The organism is Dactylosporangium siamense (genome assembly GCF_016862795.1).
GTDB lineage: Bacteria > Actinomycetota > Actinomycetes > Mycobacteriales > Micromonosporaceae > Dactylosporangium > Dactylosporangium siamense.
Genome location: NZ_BONQ01000117.1, coordinates 60,046 through 77,694 on the forward strand (window position 1 = coordinate 60,046; position 17,649 = coordinate 77,694).

The 17,649-nt window shown below is 70.5% G+C and carries 14 protein-coding genes and 3 pseudogenes; 8 read left to right on the forward strand and 9 right to left on the reverse strand.

What is annotated here, in order from left to right; genetic code table 11:
- Window positions 1-250: 250 nt before the first annotated feature.
- Together Dsi01nite_RS37070 and Dsi01nite_RS37075 are read right to left on the reverse strand one after the other, a co-directional pair.
- Window positions 251-1,237: an NAD-dependent epimerase/dehydratase family protein gene (locus Dsi01nite_RS37070; protein WP_239136438.1), complete on the reverse strand. Its 987-nt coding sequence runs from the start codon at window positions 1,235-1,237 to the stop codon at window positions 251-253.
- A gap of 109 nt (window positions 1,238-1,346) precedes the next feature.
- Window positions 1,347-2,228, reverse strand: coding sequence for a hypothetical protein (locus Dsi01nite_RS37075; protein ID WP_203851037.1), 882 nt, complete (start codon window positions 2,226-2,228; stop codon window positions 1,347-1,349).
- Between the two features lie 168 nt (window positions 2,229-2,396).
- Here Dsi01nite_RS37075 and Dsi01nite_RS37080 point away from each other — a divergent pair, with 168 nt between their 5' ends.
- Complete coding sequence (locus Dsi01nite_RS37080) at window positions 2,397-2,951, forward strand: DUF302 domain-containing protein (protein ID WP_203851038.1); 555 nt, start codon at window positions 2,397-2,399, stop codon at window positions 2,949-2,951.
- A 7-nt stretch (window positions 2,952-2,958) separates the two neighbouring features.
- On the opposite strand, the gene Dsi01nite_RS37085 is transcribed toward Dsi01nite_RS37080, so the two are convergent.
- The 3 genes and pseudogenes from Dsi01nite_RS37085 to Dsi01nite_RS57680 all read right to left on the reverse strand — a co-directional run.
- Window positions 2,959-3,666, reverse strand: coding sequence for a uracil-DNA glycosylase (locus Dsi01nite_RS37085; RefSeq protein ID WP_203851039.1), 708 nt, complete (start codon window positions 3,664-3,666; stop codon window positions 2,959-2,961).
- Window positions 3,667-4,075: 409 nt separating this feature from the next.
- A complete protein-coding gene (locus Dsi01nite_RS37090) occupies window positions 4,076-4,396 on the reverse strand; it encodes a GYD domain-containing protein (RefSeq protein ID WP_203851040.1) in 321 nt (106 codons plus the stop codon).
- A 94-nt stretch (window positions 4,397-4,490) separates the two neighbouring features.
- Window positions 4,491-4,622 (reverse strand): annotated as a pseudogene (locus tag Dsi01nite_RS57680) (MBL fold metallo-hydrolase); the annotation flags it as partial.
- 799 nt (window positions 4,623-5,421) lie between these two features.
- Here Dsi01nite_RS57680 and Dsi01nite_RS58980 point away from each other — a divergent pair.
- Window positions 5,422-5,925: an MmpS family transport accessory protein gene (locus Dsi01nite_RS58980; protein ID WP_373318918.1), complete on the forward strand. Its 504-nt coding sequence runs from the start codon at window positions 5,422-5,424 to the stop codon at window positions 5,923-5,925.
- Here the strand turns inward: Dsi01nite_RS58980 and Dsi01nite_RS37105 are convergent.
- The 4 genes from Dsi01nite_RS37105 to Dsi01nite_RS37120 all read right to left on the reverse strand — a co-directional run bounded on the left by Dsi01nite_RS37105 (window position 5,892) and on the right by Dsi01nite_RS37120 (window position 7,968).
- On the reverse strand, window positions 5,892-6,035 hold the full coding sequence (locus Dsi01nite_RS37105) for a hypothetical protein (protein WP_203851059.1): 144 nt from the start codon (window positions 6,033-6,035) through the stop codon (window positions 5,892-5,894). The two genes, Dsi01nite_RS58980 and Dsi01nite_RS37105, sit on opposite strands and share 34 nt — an antisense overlap.
- 89 nt (window positions 6,036-6,124) lie before the next feature.
- Window positions 6,125-6,724, reverse strand: coding sequence for an MBL fold metallo-hydrolase (locus Dsi01nite_RS37110; protein ID WP_239136439.1), 600 nt, complete (start codon window positions 6,722-6,724; stop codon window positions 6,125-6,127).
- Window positions 6,715-7,416, reverse strand: a complete 702-nt coding sequence (locus Dsi01nite_RS37115; RefSeq protein WP_203851043.1) for a maleylpyruvate isomerase N-terminal domain-containing protein — start codon at window positions 7,414-7,416, stop codon at window positions 6,715-6,717. Before Dsi01nite_RS37115 ends, Dsi01nite_RS37110 begins: the two co-directional genes overlap by 10 nt.
- 117 nt (window positions 7,417-7,533) lie before the next feature.
- Window positions 7,534-7,968 carry a hypothetical protein gene (locus tag Dsi01nite_RS37120; protein ID WP_203851044.1) on the reverse strand — a complete coding sequence of 145 codons (435 nt, stop codon included), beginning with the start codon at window positions 7,966-7,968 and terminating at the stop codon, window positions 7,534-7,536.
- 88 nt (window positions 7,969-8,056) lie between these two features.
- Here Dsi01nite_RS37120 and rsgA point away from each other — a divergent pair, with 88 nt between their 5' ends.
- From rsgA to rapZ, 6 genes and pseudogenes are all read left to right on the forward strand, one after another.
- Entirely contained in the window at window positions 8,057-9,082 is a 1,026-nt protein-coding gene (gene rsgA, locus Dsi01nite_RS37125; protein WP_203851045.1) for a ribosome small subunit-dependent GTPase A, read from the forward strand.
- A 173-nt stretch (window positions 9,083-9,255) separates the two neighbouring features.
- A pseudogene (gene uvrA, locus Dsi01nite_RS37130) lies at window positions 9,256-12,201 on the forward strand (excinuclease ABC subunit UvrA); the annotation flags it as partial.
- Between the two features lie 445 nt (window positions 12,202-12,646).
- Window positions 12,647-13,153 (forward strand): Rieske (2Fe-2S) protein, encoded by a 507-nt coding sequence (locus tag Dsi01nite_RS37135; RefSeq protein ID WP_239136440.1) that lies wholly within the window; start codon window positions 12,647-12,649, stop codon window positions 13,151-13,153.
- Between the two features lie 137 nt (window positions 13,154-13,290).
- Window positions 13,291-13,713 (forward strand): Rieske (2Fe-2S) protein, encoded by a 423-nt coding sequence (locus Dsi01nite_RS37140; protein ID WP_203851047.1) that lies wholly within the window; start codon window positions 13,291-13,293, stop codon window positions 13,711-13,713.
- 125 nt (window positions 13,714-13,838) lie between these two features.
- A pseudogene (gene uvrC / locus Dsi01nite_RS37145) lies at window positions 13,839-15,779 on the forward strand (excinuclease ABC subunit UvrC); the annotation flags it as partial.
- A gap of 580 nt (window positions 15,780-16,359) precedes the next feature.
- Window positions 16,360-17,256 (forward strand): RNase adapter RapZ, encoded by an 897-nt coding sequence (rapZ, locus tag Dsi01nite_RS37150; protein ID WP_203851048.1) that lies wholly within the window; start codon window positions 16,360-16,362, stop codon window positions 17,254-17,256.
- The last annotated feature ends 393 nt before the right edge of the window (window positions 17,257-17,649 follow it).

Sequence of the window (17,649 nt, forward strand, 5' to 3'; positions counted from 1 at the left end):
CCGCAGCGCGCCTGAGCCGCGTTCCGCCCGACAGTTCCGTCAACGCCGTCAGCGCCCGCAGCTTCCGTCAGCTCCGCTGCTACGTCAACGCCATCAGCGTCCGCAACTCCGCCAGCACCCTCAGCGCCGGCAGCACCCTCAGCGCCGGCAGCACCCTAAGCGCCGGCAGCACCCTAAGCGCCGGCAGCACCCTCAGCGCCCTCAGCGGCCCAGCGCCGCCGACGCCCTTGGTGGCTGGCTGCTCAGTGCCTCAGCGTTGGTGCCATTCGGCGAGGACCCGGGTCTCCTGCTCGGCGGTCAGCCGAGCCGCCGGCGGCGGGAGCGGGTCCCGCACCGCGCTCTCGTACGTCTCCCGCACCGTCTCCCGCAACGGCCGCGGCGACAGTCCCGCCGCGAACGCCGCCGCCGGGTTCGCCGCGTTCAGGTCCTTCTCCACATCGAACGCCGACCACAGCGGCAGCGCCTCCGCGGTCAGTCCCCGCTCGCCGAGGAAGTCCGGGTCGACCCAGGTCAGCTTCGTCCCGGGCGGCCCGACCTCGGCGACCATCGCCTCCAGGAGCTCCTCGAACGAGAACGGCGGCGCCGGGCTGACCGCGTGGAACACGCCGCCGCCGGGCCGTCCGAGCAGCCGGATCGTCCAGTCCGCCAGGTCCCGCGCGTCGATGACCTGGATCGCGGCGTCCCGCGGCCCGGGCGCCAGGATCTCCCCGCCGCGGGCGACCCGCTCGACCCAGAACGTGAACCGCGACAGGTGGTCGTGCGGCCCCACCACATACGTCGGCCGCACGATCAGCGTCGACGTCCCGAACCGCTCCGCCGCGACCCGCTCACAGGCGGCCTTCAGCGGCCCGTACGTCTCGTCGGTGACCTCATCGACCGTCGGGTCGTCGAGCTCCAGCAGCGGCGAGTTCTCCGCGAACCCCGGGCCGGCCGGCACGTCGTAGACCGACACGCTGGAGATGTATACATACCGTCCGCCCCGCCCGTCGAGCGCGTCGGCCAGCCCGTCGACCTGCCGCGGCAGGTAACCGCTGACGTCGACGGTCGCGTCCCAGTCGCCCGCCAGCAGCCCGTCCGGCAGCGAGTTGCGGTCAGCCCGCAGGTGCACGGCGGCCGGGAACAGGTCCGGGCCGGTCTGCCCCCGGTGCAGCAGCGTCACCTCATGCCCAGCGGCCAGCGCCGCCTCGGTGATGTGCCGCCCGACGAACCTGGTGCCCCCGACGATCAGGATTCGCATGCACCCAAGCCTAATGCGTGAACACCCCACCCACCGTCACCGCCAACCCTCCACTTCCCCGCGCGCCGCGGCCGTCCGGGAGGGTTGCCGGCTCGGCTCATCCCGAAGTTCAGCCGGCGAATTGGTCGCCGAGGTCCTGAATCTTCTCAGCGGTGCCGACGCGGCGGAGCCAGGTTTCGAGCTGGTCCTGGTCGGTGCAGTCGGCGATGAGGGTGCGCTGCTCCTCCGACACCGTAACGCCGCGCGCGTCGAGCACCACCAGCACCGCTTTGGCCTCCCCGCGAGCTTCCCCGCGAGCTTCTCCAGCGCTGAAATTCCGGCGGGCGAAGTCGCTCTGATACTGGTGAGCCGTGGTGGTCATGAGTGCCTCCAGGTAAGCCCGGGCCGCCGCCGGCAGCACCGTAAGTACGAGGTCAGTGTACAGGTCGGCCTGTTCTTGATCGATCACGTGAAGCCCTGTGAGCAGCGCTTCGAAGAGCGGTTGGGGGTCCGTTCGGCCGCCGTGCGCGAGTGTCGACAGGACTGCCAGCTCCGGACTTTTCCGGGCAATGGTGAGGTCGGTGACGAGCGGAATCTGATCCGGGCCGACCGCCACGGGCGTCACCACCGACCCCGGCGGACCGATCGAGATCGGCGCTGCAGACCAGCGCGCGACCTGCTGAGCGGGACAGACAACCAGCAGGGCGACCGGGCATTTCAGCCGGGCGTGCAGCGTCGCCACGTACACGGGCCAACTGCGTCGTTTGCGTGCGTCTGCCTTGAGCTGAACCTCGACGACGACCGCCAGGACGGTCCTTTTCTGATTGCTCAGCGTCACCACGGCGTCTGCCCGGTATTCGGCTGGGGCCACGTCGGTCAAGTCGCCCGGGGACAACCGCGCCTCGTTGAAACTGGGCACGCCGGCGTGCAGTGGACCCTCCAGGAGCTCTGCGGCGAGCGCCGGTCTCTCTCGGAACATCGCGATGACCGTCTCGTGCAGTTGTGTCGGCATGGTGCTGCAGCTTATCGACGTTGCTCACGTTCTGCTAATACCCTGATCACGCTGCGTAGGTACTTCTGGATCGAAGTTGACCCGTGAGCGCTTGATTCCTCCGCGACAACGTGGGTACGAGTGCCGCACCGGAAGCATGAGTCACATGCAGCGAGTCAGGAGGGTGCCGTGGCCGGATCGCACGCCGTGGACTGGGCCGCCCGCCGGCTGGTCGTCGAGGCCGAGGGTTCGTTCGAGGACGTCGTCGCCCGGTACGAGGGCGCCGTCCCCGATTATCCAGCCGCGCGCATCGAGCAGCTCGTGGCCGACGACGCCGGGTGGCAGGCGGTGTGCGACCTGACCGACACCGTCGCCCGGCACGGGTTCCTGATCTACTGGAAGATCGCGGCCGACTCGCTCATGCGCGTCGCCGGGGACACCTCCCGGTGCGCCGCCTACCTCATGGGCAACCACACGATCGCCGAGCGGATGTTCCGCCACGATCCGACCGCGATGCTGTACGCCCCGCTGCGCACCGTGATCTCACAGGAGCCGGGCGGACCGGTCCTGTTCTCGACGGACCAGCCGAGCCTGCACTTCGCCTCGCTCGGCCGGCCGGAGATCACCGAGGTCGGCATCGAACTCGACCACAAGCTCGGCGCCCTGCTGGCCGCGCTGGGCCTGCCCGTACCCGCGTGCCTCAACCAACCTCAACCAGCCTCAACCGGCACCGACCAGCACTGACCGGCCGTCAGTGCCTCGGCATCGCCGGTGACCAGCGCACCGGCAAGGTCCCGGTCGCGGTGAGGGCGGCGTTGATCCGGCTGAACGGCCGGCTGCCGAGGAAGCCCGTCGGGTTCATCGGGCTTGGGTGACCGGCCCGCAGCACGACGTGCCGGTCGTTCGTCACCAGCGGGGCCTTCGCCTTCGCCGCCGCGCCCCACAGCACGAACACCACCCGCTCCGCCTTCGCGTTCAGCGCCCGGATCGTGGCGTCGGTGACGTTCTCCCAACCCTGGCTCTTGTGCGAGTTCGGGGTGCCGGCGCGGACGGTCAGCACCGCGTTGAGCAGCATCACCCCCTGCCGGCTCCAGGCGGTCAGGTCGCCGGACGGCGGCGGCTCGACGCCCAGGTCGTCCCGCATCTCCCGGTACACGTTGAGCAACGACGGCGGCACCGCAACACCCGGCGGCACGCTGAAACTCAGCCCGTGGGCCTGTCCCGGCTTGATGTACGGGTCCTGCCCGAGAATGAGGACCCGGGTCGACGCGAGCGGGCACAACCGGTACGCCGCGAAGATGTCCTGCTTGCGTGGGTACACCGCGGTGGACCGGTACTGCTCGACAACGAACGACGACAGCGCCGCAACGACCGCGGCGTCGACGAACGGCGTGACCGCCTCCCGCCAGTCGTCGGGCATGAAGTCCAGCAGATACACGGGCTTCGCCGGCACGGTCATGGCCCGCAATCTATCTCGCGCTCCCCGCCGCACCCGTCAGAGGTCGGTGAGGCAGCGCGTCACCTCGCGGATCTCGGCGGCTGCTGGAGGCGGTGACAGGACCATCGCCGTACCGCTGGATTCGCTCCGGCGGTAGCGCGAGCCTCACCAGCTGCGCGCCACCCCGGCAGCGACGGCCGCGCGGCACTCGGCGTCGAGTCCGCCCGGTGCCCCGGGTGGAACTCGGTCTCGTCCGGGAACCGGTCGAAGATCTTCGTCGTCACAACGCTGGTGTCCACACGCCGGAGGTCGCCGAGCGAGCCGGTCACTCCGTCGGCGTGCTCCCGAAGGTCTGCATCGAGTGCATCGATGGGGACATGGGGGCCATGGAGGTCATGAACGCGACCGGGCCGGCCCGCCGGTGGCCGGATCAGACGCCCGGCGCGCGGTAGTCGATGCTCTGCTGAACCGCTTGGTCGACCTCCTCCGGGGTCAGCAGCGCCACGGTCTTGGTGGTGGCTCCACCAGATGAACCAACCGCGAAAGCGACGGCCGCGGCGGCCTTGTTGTCCGGCAGTTCGCAGATCACCTGCGTGTCGCTGTCGCCGAAGCAGAAGTCGAACGACTCAAGTCGCCCGCCCACGCTTTCGGCCATCTTCCGGACTGCCTCGACGCGCCCGCTGCCCCCTTCCTTGAGCAGCCCGTGAAGCCCGTCGACCGTGAAGGTCCCTTGGATAAGGAATCTGGGCATAGAGATCACCCCCTCAGAATCGAGCGTAATCGCCGAAGGCGTGTCGGCCCACGCTAGGAAGCCGGGAACCAGGTCGGGAATCCTGAGCCGACGACTACCAGCCCCTGGCGCGCCACTCCGGTATCGACGGGCGCTCCGTGCCCAGCGTCGCGTCCTTGCCGTGCCCCGGATGGATCACCGTCTCATCAGGGAAGACCCCGAAGATCTTGGCTTCGATGTCGTCCATGCTCTCAGGCGGGTTGCCGCTGGGCTATCGGAGCGAAATGCCCGCGGATGGTCGTCGAGGGCTGGACATTCGTTGCTCCGCCGTAGGCTCGATTGAGCCTCGGGATCCGGGTGAACGCGGCGATACGTGGGTCCAGTCCGTCGTCGGTTGGCGTCCGACCGCACCTTCAACAGCACCTGAGGTTGTTGCGAATTCAGGGTCAGTGCGCCAGCGAGTGATTGGTGGCTGCCTCGGTCTTGCACCGTGGTGATTCCTCCGTTTCTCGGCCGGATCGATGCCTGCATTCATCTCTTCGATCCTGCGTCCTAACCGGGCGGAAGGGTTGTGAGGTCCGGCAGATGGGTGCCCCGCGGCCGGTTGGTCCGTCGGGAGGTCGGGTTGGGTGGTCTCTGCCAGCCGGGCGCGTCGGTTTGTCGCTCGTCGGAAGGATCGTCCGATTGCCGGTCCGGCGAAAGGATCGACCCATGCAAAACGATGCGCCGATGTCCGGCGGTTTGCCAGGTTGGACGTCCTGGCTGGTTGGACGGCGGCTGGTGATCCTGGTCGTTGCGGGTTGGTTGCTGACGGCCGGCCTGGTGGTGGCGACATTGAGCGGTTACGGCCCGCAGGGGCCGCAGGGCGGTCCTGGTCAGGCTGGGCCTTCGGGGCCTCAGGGAACGCCGGGATCGCCGGGCTCTCAAGGTCCTGTTGGACCGAAAGGTGACCCGGGTCCGTCTGGTCCGGCTGGAACGCAGGGCCCGCCGGGTCCTCGTGGGCCGCAAGGCTAGGAGGGGCGATGCGTAGCGGAACCCGAGTGGTGATGCTGATCCTGCTCGTTCTTGGTTGGGGCGCAGCGGCCGGCATCGCGGTGGCGGATGTTGCTGGCGTCGGTCCGCGGGGCGCTGCCGGCGTAGACGGAGCTCGAGGCCCCATTGGTCCGGCAGGACCTGTCGGTGTCGGGCCGGCTGGGTCCAAAGGACCGATTGGAGATCTGGGACCGCCGGGGCCGCGAGGGGAAGCTGGGCCTGAAGGGTCGGCCGGACCGCCGGCTCCGCCCGACGCGTTCACCTATGTGGTCTCAGGGTCTGCAGCAACTGTGGACGTTACCTACCAGGACGCAGACGGGGATGCGTCGCAGCAAAGTGGTGTGCGTGTGCCCTGGAGTCTTTCGATCGGCAGCGGTTCGGACTTCCTCTATGTGTCGGCGCAGAACCAGGGTGACAGTGGCACCGTGACGTGCTCCATACGCAACAACGGGCGGGTGGTCAAGCAGTCGACGTCGTCAGGCGCCTACGTCATTTGCGCGGCGTCCATGTCGAACTGATCGCCAAGCCCGACCATCGGGCGTCCCGAAATGACAGCCGAAGGAGTGTCCGGAAGCTGGAACAGGTTGCGGTCGGCCGCCTCGGCGAACGTCAGCAGAGGGCCGCTCACCGGCGCCGTCCCTCGTCGGCGGGAACCGTCAGGATCGCAACGGTGCGCCGGAAGGACGCGTACGCCTCCGCGTCGCTTACGTGCGTCTGCTACCAGCCTCTGGCGCGCCACTCCGGCAGCGACGGCCGCTCGGCACCCAGCGTCGAATCCGCCCCGTGCCCTGGGTGGAACTCGGTCTCGTCCGGGAACCGGTCGAAGATCTTCGTCGTCACGTCGTTGATGAGCGACTCGAAGTTCGCCTTGTCGCCCCAGGTGTTGCCGACGCCGCCGGGGAACAGGGCGTCTCCGGTCCAGAGGTGGCCGTCGTGGTGCAGGGCGATCGACCCCGGTGTGTGCCCGACGAGGTGGATCACGGTCAGGTCGCAGTCGCCGAGGGAGAGGGTGTCGCCGTCGGCGAGGGTGCCGGTGACGCCGGGGATCTCGGAGGCGTCGGCGGCGTGGGCCAGGGACGCGGCGCCGGTGGCCGCGACCACGTCCTCCAGCGCGAACCAGTGATCCTGGTGCCGGTGCGTCGTGACGACCGTCGAGATGCCGCCCGGGTTGCTGCCGATCAGCTGCAGCAGCCGCTCGGCGTCGTTGGCGGCGTCGATCAGCAGGCCGTCGCCCGTCGAGGTGCACCGCAGCAGGTAGGCGTTGTTGTCCATCGGGCCGACGGACAGCTTGGTGAACGTCAGGCTGCTCATTTCCATGCCTCCAGGCTGGGAAGGTCGCCGACAGAGCCGGTGGGGCCGGTGCTGGTGAGGCCGGTGCCGGGGCCCCGGCCGGTGAGCCACGCGGCGAGCAGGTGCACGGGCCCCGTGACCACGGTCTCGCCGTCGACGGACAGCAGTTTCGTGCCGTCGTCGGAGACCAGGGTCGCCACGTGCGGGGTGGCGGGGTCGTGCAGGACGCGCAGCGCGAACGACGCCGGCCAGTCCGCCGGTCCGTATCCGGCGTCGAGGTCGACGTGGTGCAGCTCGACCTCGCAGACGCGGGACCAGACGACCCGGGCGGCCGGGACCGGGCCGGTGCTGCCCCACTCGACTAGCGCGGTCCAGCTCTCGGCCGGCATCGCGTCGATCGACTCGCGCAGCTGGTCGCAGGCGGTGATGAGATCGGCGAGCTGCTCCTCGTGCGGGCGGAAGGCACCGGCGGTGATGCCCGCCTCGCGGGCCTCCCGGCTCGCGTACGCCGGGGTCCGCACCCCCGTCCGAGCCCAGCTCAGCAGGTTGCGGTAGGCGTCGGCGTTGCGGGCGAGGTGGCTCACCACGTGCCCCCGGGTCCAGCCGTCGCACCTGGACGCCACGGTGAGGCCGTTGCCGTCGAGGGTGCGGGCGGTGTCGAGCAGGCGGGCGGTGGCGCGGTCGAGTTCGGCACTCAGCACGAGCGGATCAGCCGTCACCACCAAACCCTACCGCCGGCCACCGACACAAAAACGCCGACACAAAACGCCGGCACGAGAGCGCCGGCACGAGAGCGCCGGCACAAGTCGTACCGACGCCGCAGGAATGCGAACCACTCAGCGTTGCCGGACACCGACGGCGGGCGGCAGGTCGCCGGCTGCCCAGTGCAGCTCGTCCTCCCAGTCCGCGACGCTGAGGTCGACGTGCTCGAAGCTGAGCCGCGCACCGATGGGTTTGCCCAGGTAACCGGCGTACAGGTCGTGCACGACCACGAGGCGTTGCCCGACGGCGGCGGCCGCCGGATCCGCCGGGGATGCGGTCCTGACCTCGAGCCGGCCGTAGACGCCCATGTCGGCGTCGGTGCCGCGCTCCTCGACGATGACGTCGAGGATCTCGTCCTCGGCGCCGACGTGGAAACCGTACGAGACGCCGGAGAAGGTCAGCCAGAAGCGCATGAGCGAGTCGTCCTGGCCGGGTGAGACGTGCCACTGGACGTCGGCCCGGTCCAGGCGCAGTCCTACGGCGCTGGCCAGCACATGCGAGGGGAGCACGCACCCGACGATAACTCCGATATTCGGTTTCGCGGTGTGGACGCGCTACCTACCGTGGAATTCCGAACACGGGTTCGGAAGGATGTTCATGATTATTGACCTGTCGGCCCTGGGCTGGGACGACGCCTACGCCGCGCTGTACTCCGGCCGGTTCGACCAGCCCGGTCAACGACCGGCGCGGGTCAGCCGCGTCGACCGGGGTGTCTGCACCGCGCTCGCGTCGGACGGTCCGCTGCGGGCGAGCCTGTCAGGTGGCCTGCTGGCGCGCGGCGCGGCGGATCCCGAGTCGCTGCCGTGCGCGGGGGACTGGCTCGTGGTGCGGACCTGGCCGGACGGCCGGTTGACCGCGGAGGCGGTGCTGCCCAGGCGCACCGCGATCGTCCGGGCGGTCGCCGGTGAGGAGTCCTTCGGGCAGGTCCTCGCCGCCAACGTGGACGCGGTCGCGGTCGTGGAGCCGGTCGACCCGTCACCGGACCTCGGCCGTATCGAGCGGCTCCTCGCCCTGGCCTGGGAGTCCGGGGCGCGTCCGGTGCTCGTCCTGACCAAATGTGATCTCGCCGCCGATCCCGAGGCGCTCGCCGAGCAGATGCCCGGCGGGGTCGAGGTCCACGCCGTCAGCGCGCGCACCGGGATGGGCCTGGACGGGCTGCGGCCGCTCATCACGCACGGCAGGACGCTGGGGCTGCTCGGGCAGTCCGGCGCGGGCAAGTCGAGCCTGGTCAATGCCCTGGCCGGGGCGCCCGTCATGCAGACGCAGACGTTGCGTGGCGACGGCCGGGGGCGGCACACCACCACATATCGGGCGTTGATTCCGATGCCGGGCGGTGGGGCGGTCCTCGACACGCCCGGGGTGCGACTCGTCGGCATGTTCGACACCGTCGCCGGGCTCGACCGGGCGTTCGCGGATGTGACGCAGCTCGCGACGCTGTGCCGGTTCGACGACTGCCGGCACGGCGAGGAGCCCGGCTGCGCCGTCCGCGACGCGGTGGAGGACGGCGAGCTCAGCCCCCGTCGGTTCGCGAGTTGGCAGAAACTGCAGAAAGAGCAGAAGCTTGCATCGGTACGGCGGCTGAAACGCGAAAGCCGCGACCGGCGACGGCTGGCCCGCCCGTGACGGAGAGTTCCGCGTGAATGTCGCGGAGTGTTCCCCCGTTCGGGCGCGGAAAATTGTCATACCCCCTGGCTAGAGTTGTCGGCTGGCACCGAGACGGTGTCCGAACCGGACAAAGTCGCTGCTGCCGGACTCTTTGCCGCTGCTGGCGGACATATTCACTGCCAAGGGGAAGCATGTCGGATCGTCTGATCATCCGTGGCGCTCGGGAGCACAACCTCCGCGACGTCAGTCTCGACCTGCCGCGCGACGCGATGATCGTGTTCACCGGCCTGTCCGGCTCGGGCAAGTCGAGCCTCGCGTTCGACACGATCTTCGCGGAGGGGCAGCGGCGGTATGTCGAGTCGCTGTCGTCCTACGCGCGGCAGTTCCTCGGCCAGATGGACAAACCCGACGTCGACTTCATCGAGGGTCTGTCGCCGGCCGTCTCCATCGACCAGAAGTCGACCTCGCGCAACCCGCGCTCGACGGTCGGCACGATCACCGAGGTCTACGACTACCTGCGGCTGCTGTATGCCCGCATCGGCGAGCCGCACTGCCCCGTCTGCGGTGAGCTGATCACCCGGCAGACGCCGCAGCAGATCGTCGACCGGGTGCTCGCGATGGAGGAGGGCACCCGTTTCCAGGTGCTCGCCCCGGTCGTGCGCGGCCGCAAGGGCGAATACCTCGACCTGTTCCAGGAGCTGCAGTCCAAGGGCTACGCCCGGGCCCGCATCGACGGCGTGGTGCACCCTCTCACCGAGCCGCCGAAGCTCAAGAAGCAGGAGAAGCACACCATCGAGGTGGTCGTCGACCGGCTGTCGGTGAAGGCGTCCTCGAAGCAGCGGCTCACCGACTCCGTCGAGACCGCGCTGAAGCTCGCCGCCGGCATCGTCATCCTCGAGTTCGTCGACCTGCCCGAGGACGACGAGCACCGCGAGCGGCTGTTCTCCGAGCACCTCGCCTGCCCCAACGAGCACCCGCTGTCGATCGAGGACCTCGAGCCCCGGTCGTTCTCGTTCAACGCACCCTATGGCGCCTGCCCCGACTGCACCGGCATCGGCACCAAGAAGGAGGTCGACCCGGAGCTCATCGTCCCCGACCCGGAGCAGACGCTCCGCGGCGGCGCGATCGCGCCCTGGGCCACCGGCCACACCCTCGAATACTTCCTCCGCCTCCTCGAAGCCCTCGGCGCCGAGGCGGGCTTCAACCTCGACACCCCGTGGCGGGCCTTGTCGAGCCGGGCGCAGAAATCGATCATGTACGGCTCGGACGACCAGGTCCACGTCCGCTACCGCAACAAGTACGGGCGGGAGCGCTCCTACTACACCGGCTTCGAAGGCGTGGTGCAGTGGATCGAGCGCCGGCACTCCGACACCGAGAGCGACTGGTCCCGCGACAAGTACGAGGGATACATGCGCGACGTGCCCTGCGGCACCTGTGGCGGGTCCCGGCTCAAGCCGGAGATCCTCGCGGTCACCATCGCCGGGCACAGCATCGCCGACATCTGCAACCTGTCCGTCGGTGACTGCGCCGACCTGCTCGGGGCGATGACCCTCACCGACCGGCAGAAGATGATCGCCGAGCGGGTCCTGAAGGAGATCAACGCCCGGCTGCGGTTCCTGGTCGACGTCGGCCTGGACTACCTGTCCCTGGACCGCGCGTCGGGCACTCTGTCCGGCGGCGAGGCGCAGCGCATCCGGCTCGCCACGCAGATCGGCTCCGGTCTCGTCGGCGTGCTGTACGTGCTGGACGAGCCCAGCATCGGCCTGCACCAGCGCGACAACCACCGGCTCATCGAGACCCTGACCCGGCTCAAGCGGCTCGGCAACACGCTGATCGTGGTCGAGCACGACGAGGACACGATCCGCACCGCCGACTGGGTCGTCGACATCGGGCCCGGTGCGGGGGAGCACGGCGGCCGGGTCGTGCACAGCGGGACCTTCGACGAGCTGCTGACCGCGGAGGAGTCGGTGACCGGCGCGTATCTCGCCGGGCGGCGCAGCATCCCGACCCCCGAGATCCGCCGTCCACGCACGCCGGGCCGGGAGCTGGTGGTCGTCGGCGCCCGCGAGCACAACCTGCAGAACCTGACGGTGCCGTTCCCGCTCGGCCAGTTCGTCGCCGTGACCGGCGTGTCCGGCTCCGGCAAGTCGACCCTGGTCAACGACATCCTGCACGCGGTCCTGGCCAACGTCGTCAACGGCGCCCGCATGGTGCCGGGCCGGCACACCCGCATCTCGGGCCTCGACCAGGTCGACAAGGTCGTCGGCGTTGACCAGTCGCCGATCGGCCGCACCCCGCGGTCCAACCCGGCGACCTACACCGGCGTGTTCGACAACGTCCGGAAGCTGTTCGCCGAGACCACCGAGGCCAAGGTGCGCGGCTACGGTCCGGGCCGCTTCTCGTTCAACGTCAAGGGCGGCCGCTGCGAGGCCTGCTCCGGCGACGGCACGATCAAGATCGAGATGAACTTCCTGCCGGACGTCTACGTGCCGTGCGAGGTCTGCAAGGGCGCCCGGTACAACCGCGAGACCCTCGAGGTGCACTTCAAGGGCCGCACGATCGCGGAGATCCTCGACATGCCGATCGAGGAGGCCGCCGGGTTCTTCGAGGCGATCCCGGCGATCCACCGGCACCTGAAGACCCTCAACGACGTCGGCCTCGGCTACGTGCGCCTCGGCCAGCCCGCGCCGACCCTGTCCGGTGGTGAGGCCCAGCGCGTCAAGCTCGCCTCCGAGCTGCAGAAACGCTCCACCGGCCGCACCGTCTACGTGCTGGACGAGCCGACCACCGGCCTGCACTTCGAGGACATCCGCAAGCTGCTGATCGTGCTGCAGAGCCTCGTCGACAAGGGCAACACCGTCATCGTCATCGAGCACAACCTCGACGTCATCAAGTCCGCGGACTGGCTCATCGACATGGGCCCCGAGGGCGGGCACAAGGGCGGCATGGTCATCGCCGCAGGCACGCCGGAGGAGGTCGCGGAGATCGCCGAGAGCCACACCGGCCAGTTCCTGCGGCCCGTCCTGGGTCTCAAGGGCGACGGCAGCGACGCCGTGGACACCGTGGCCCGCGACCGAGCGGCCAAGGCCAACGGCCCGGGCGCGGGGACGGCCCGCTCGGCGGCGACCCGCAGGTCGACGGCGCCGCGGACCCGTTCGACGGCGACCACGGTGGAGCCCGACGACCTGCCGACCGCCGACGAGCCGGCGCCGGCGGTCACGTCCCGCCGGCCCGCCAAGTCGGCGGCCGCGAAGGCCACCAAGGCCACGGCGGCGAAAACCACCACGGCCAGGGGCGCCGCGGCCAAGGCGGTCCCGGCGGCCGCACCCGCGAAGCGGGCTCCCGCGAAGAAGGCGGCGGCCAAGGGCTGACCCGTCGCACCATCGACCGCCGTCCGCACAGGTCGCACGCGTCGGCGGCGGTCGGTGGTGTACGCCGACCTGCCTGGTGGCCGCCGGCCGTGCGGCCGCTCACCGGGACGGCCACCCGGCGGGGGTGGCGTGGGTGCGGTGGACCGAGGGGCGGCGAAGATCGCGCGCTGCTACGGTGGCCGCTGGCGAGGCCTCACCTCAGGAGGAAGACGTGCCGGTCAAGGACGTGTTCAACCCCTGCTCCGCCCGGCGGGCGCTGCTGCTGGGCGCCGGTGCGCTCGGCGTGACGGTGCTGGCGGGCTGCGGCGACGACGAGAAGACCCCGGCGGCCGCCGGCAGTCAGCCGCCGCCGGCGGCGCCGACCACCGGGGGCAACCCCTTCGACAACACCGCGCCCGCGGCCGGTCCCAGCGACGCGGCGCCGCCGGCGGGCGCGCTCGTCGCGGTGAAGGACGTGCCGGTGGGCGGGGGTGTGATCGCCAAGGACACGATCCTCGTCGTGCAGGCGAAGCAGGGGACGTTCAAGGCGTACCAGGCCAGCTGCCCGCACCAGGGCGTCCTCGTCGACCCTCCGTCGGCGGGAGCGACGACGATCATGTGCCCCGGGCACAACTCCCAGTTCAAGATCGCTGACGGCAGCCTCGCGCGGGGTCCGGCGACGCGGGGGCTGAACGGTGTACCGGTGAAGGTGCAGTCCGGGTACGTCGTCGAGGCGTGACGCTGCGATGATCTTGGCAGCACTGAAGGTCACGCGCGGGTAACAGATTCTCAGAGTTTGTTGAGCATTGAACCGTACCCTCCATGATCTACGTATTTCCTGGCGTAGCCAGCAGGCCAACGACCTTGGAGGAGCCTATGAGTGACACGACTCGCCGCGCGGTGCTCGCCGGAGCAGCCGGAATCACGGCTGTGACGGTGCTCGCCGCCTGTGGAGACGACAGTGACGACAGCGGTTCGACGGGGGACAGCAGCACCGGAGGTGCCGCCGCGGGCGTCCTGGCAACCAAGGCCGACATTCCCGTCGGCGGCGGCAAGATCTTCAAGGACGGCGGCGGTGTTGTCGTCACCCAGCCGGAGGCCGGGAAGTTCAAGGCGTTCAGCTCGATCTGCACGCACCAGTCGTGCGTCGTCTCCGACGTCGCCGCCGGCGCGATCAACTGCAGGTGCCACGGCAGCGTGTTCTCCGCGGCCGACGGCTCGGTGAAGAACGGCCCGGCGACCAAGGGCCTGGCCGAGAAGTCCCTGAAGGTCGAAGGGGACAACATCTCGCTGGCGTGATGGCTGCGGCTCGTGGCTCGTGGGGTCGCGCAGCCGCGGCCTTTGCTTGGTTTGACGGGAGCGGGGCCGGCCGGGAGGGGGCGGCCGACCCTGTTTCTGTCGTACCCCTTGGATAGTCTCGAAGAGTGCCAGATCCGTCCACGTATCGACCCGCGTCCGGGACCATTCCCGACACGCCGGGGGTCTACCGGTTCCGTGATCCGTCGGGCCGCGTCATCTACGTGGGCAAGGCGAAAAGCCTCCGGCAGCGGCTCAATTCCTATTTCGCCGACGTGTGGACCCTGCACGCCCGCACGCAGCAGATGGTCACCACCGCCGCGAAGGTCGACTGGGTCACGGTCGGCACCGAGGTCGAGGCGCTCCAGCTCGAATACAACTGGATCAAGGAATACGACCCCAGGTTCAACGTCCGCTACCGCGACGACAAGAGCTATCCGTATCTGGCGGTCACCCTCGACGAGGCGTATCCGCGCCTGCAGGTGATGCGCGGCGCCAAGCGCAGGGGCGTGCGCTACTTCGGCCCCTATGCGCATGCCTGGGCGATCCGCGAGACCCTCGACCTGCTGCTGCGCGTGTTCCCGGCGCGGACCTGCTCGTCCGGTGTCTTCAAGCGCGCCGGCCAGATCGGCCGCCCGTGCCTGCTGGGCTACATCGGCAAGTGCTCCGCGCCGTGCGTCGACCGGGTCAGCGAGGACGAGCACCGCCAGATCGTCGACGACTTCTGCGACTTCATGGCCGGCAAGACCGACACCATGGTCCGGCGGCTCGAGCGCGACATGTTCGCCGCGTCCGACGAGCTCGACTTCGAGCGCGCCGCCCGCATCCGCGACGACCTCGGCGCGCTGCGCCGGGCGGTGGAGAAGCAGGCGGTCGTCCTCGGCGACGGCACCGACGCCGACGTGGTCGCGTTCGCCGACGACCCCCTCGAGGCCGCGGTCCAGGTGTTCCACGTGCGCGGCGGCCGGGTCCGCGGCCAGCGCGGCTGGGTCGTGGAGAAGACCGAGGACCTCAGCGCCGGCGACCTCGTCCACCACTTCTGCAGCCAGATCTACGGCGCGGAGGCCGGTGCCGACCCCGCCGACCTGCCCAAGGAGCTGCTCGTCCCGGAGCTGCCCGCCGACGTCGACGCCCTCGCCGACTGGCTGAGCAAGCTGCGCGGCAGCCGGGTGGCGATCCGCGTGCCGCAGCGCGGCGACAAGAAGACCCTCGCCGAGACCGTCGCCCGCAACGCCGAGCAGGCCCTCCAGCAGCACAAGCTGCGCCGCGCCGGCGACCTGAGCACGCGCAGCAAGGCCCTGGAGGAGATCGCCGAGGCGCTCGGCATGCAGACCGCCCCGCTGCGCATCGAGTGCTATGACGTGTCCCAGATCCAGGGCACCGACGTCGTCGCCAGCATGGTCGTCTTCGAGGACGGCCTGTCCCGCAAGAGCGAATACCGCCGCTTCGCCGTCAACGGCGCCACCGACGACGTGTCCGCGCTGTCCGAGGTGCTGCGCCGCCGCTTCGCCCGCTACCTCGACGCCAAGGTCGAGATCGACGAGCTCGCCGCCGCTGACGCCGCTGACTCCGCGGGCGACGTCGACCCGTCCCGCCCCGGCATCGACCCGACCACCGGCCGCCCCCGCAAGTTCGCCTACCCGCCGCAGCTGGTCGTCGTCGACGGCGGCCAGCCCCAGGTCAACGCCGCCGCTCAGGTCCTGCTCGACCTCGGCATCGACGACATCACCATCTGCGGCCTGGCCAAGCGCCTCGAGGAGGTCTGGCTCCCCGACGACGAGTTCCCCGTGATCCTGCCCCGCGCCTCCGAGGGCCTCTATCTGCTGCAGCGGGCCCGCGACGAGGCCCACCGCTTCGCCATCACCTACCACCGGCAGAAGCGCTCCAAGCGCATGATCGCCTCCACGCTGGACAACGTGCCCGGTCTCGGCGAGATCCGCCGCAAGGCCCTGCTGCGGCACTTCGGCTCCCTGAAGCGGCTGAAAGCGGCCAGCATCGACGAGATCGCCGAGGTCCCCGGCATCGGCCGCCGCACCGCGGACGCGATCCTCACCGCCCTCAACGGCCCACCAGCCCCACCCGCGGCGCTGCCCGCTCAGGTGCTTCCAACGGACAGGTTCCCGTCGCCCGAGGGCCAAGCGTCTGAGCGTTCAGCGTCGGCCAGTTCAGCGTCGGTCGGTGCTGCGTCGGTCAGTGCTGTGCCGGCCGGTGCTGCGTCGGCCGGTGCTGGGCCGGTCGGTGCTGCGTCGGTCGGTGCCGGGTCGGGGAGTCCGGCGGCAGTGGTTCCGGGTTCCGAGGGGTTGGCGGCGAACGGCGGTGCGTCCCGTTCGGGCGGCACGGTCAAGGCGCCGGTCGCGGTCGCCGACATCGGCACCCCGGTCGTCGTGATCGAACTCATGTCCGGCGAGGCGGCGGCCGGCGAATCCCACCCCGGCGACGCGGAGCCAGGCCGGGCCGATCCGGCGGCAGCCACGACGCGACCTGCGCCGTCGGGACCGGTCGGGCCGGAAGACGCCGCCGGCGCGATCCCCGGCCCCGCCGCACCGGACACCGCCGCCACGGCACCGGACGGCTCCGGCGACGACCCGGAAAAGGTACAAACCGACCGAGCCGCCAGACCGGCGGACGGCACGACATAAACTCGTCGACGTGGTGAGCGAAGAAGCGCCGGCAGCGCCCGACCGCACGGCGACCGACCTGGTCATCGTGACGGGGGTCTCCGGCGGCGGCCGCAGCACGGTCGCCCGGGCTCTGGAGAACGTCGGGTATTACGTCGTGGACAACCTTCCACAGGCGTTGCTGCTCGACATGGCGGAGCTGGCGTTCGCCGCGCGGGGCGCGGCGCGGCGGACCGCGATGGTGCTCGACGTGCGCAGCCATGCCTTCTCCACCGACCTTCCGGGTGCGGTGAAGTCGTTGCGGGAGCGCGGGTTCAACCCGCGGATGGTGTTCGTCGACGCCGACGACGAGGTGCTGATCCGGCGGTTCGAGAGCGTGCGCCGGTCCCACCCGCTGCAGGGCGGCGGCCGGCTCTCCGACGGCATCGCCGCCGAGCGCAAGCTGCTGCAGGAGGCTCGCGAGCAGGCCGACGTGCTCATCGACACGAGCCACCTCAACGTCAACCAGCTCCGCGGCCGCATCGAGGAGATGTTCGGCGAGGAGGACACCACCCAGATCCGGGTCACGGTGCTCTCGTTCGGGTTCAAGTACGGGCTGCCCCCCGACGCCGACTTCGTCCTCGACGCGAGGTTCCTGCCCAACCCGTACTGGGTGCCGGAGCTGCGCGAACACACCGGCCGTGAGACCGACGTCAGCCGTTACGTGCTCGGCCAGCGCGGCGCGGTCACCTTCGTGGAGACGTACGCCCGGCTGATCAACGCCACAGCCCCGGGCTTCGAACGCGAGGGCAAGCGCTACCTCACGATCGCGGTCGGCTGCACCGGCGGCAAACACCGCAGCGTCGCGATCGCCGAGGAGCTCGCCCGCCGCCTCCGCGAGATGCGCCTCGCCGCCGCGCCGCAGCACCGCGACCTGGGGCGCGAATGAGTGTTGCGCGGCGCCACGAGAACGGCGCAGCCACCGACCACGACACGCCGGCCGCCCCGGCCGCCGACCCCGCGTCAGCGGCACCCTTCGTGACGGCTGCCCACCACGCAACCCCGACGGGCCCCGCGACGGCAACTGGCCACGCCGTGCCCGCCAACGCCGCGCCGGTGGCACCGCTCGTAGCGGCCGCCCACGACGCGTCGGCAGCCGGCCGCTCCGCGCCCGCTGATCGTGCCGCGCCCACCGACCCCGCGCCGCCAGCACCCTTCACGGCGGCAGCCGGCCACGCGACGCCCTCGGGCCACGTGACGTCGGCTGGCCACGAGTCGGCAGCCGGCCACGCGACGCCCTCGGGCCACGCGACGTCGGCTGGCCACGAGTCGGCAGCCGGCC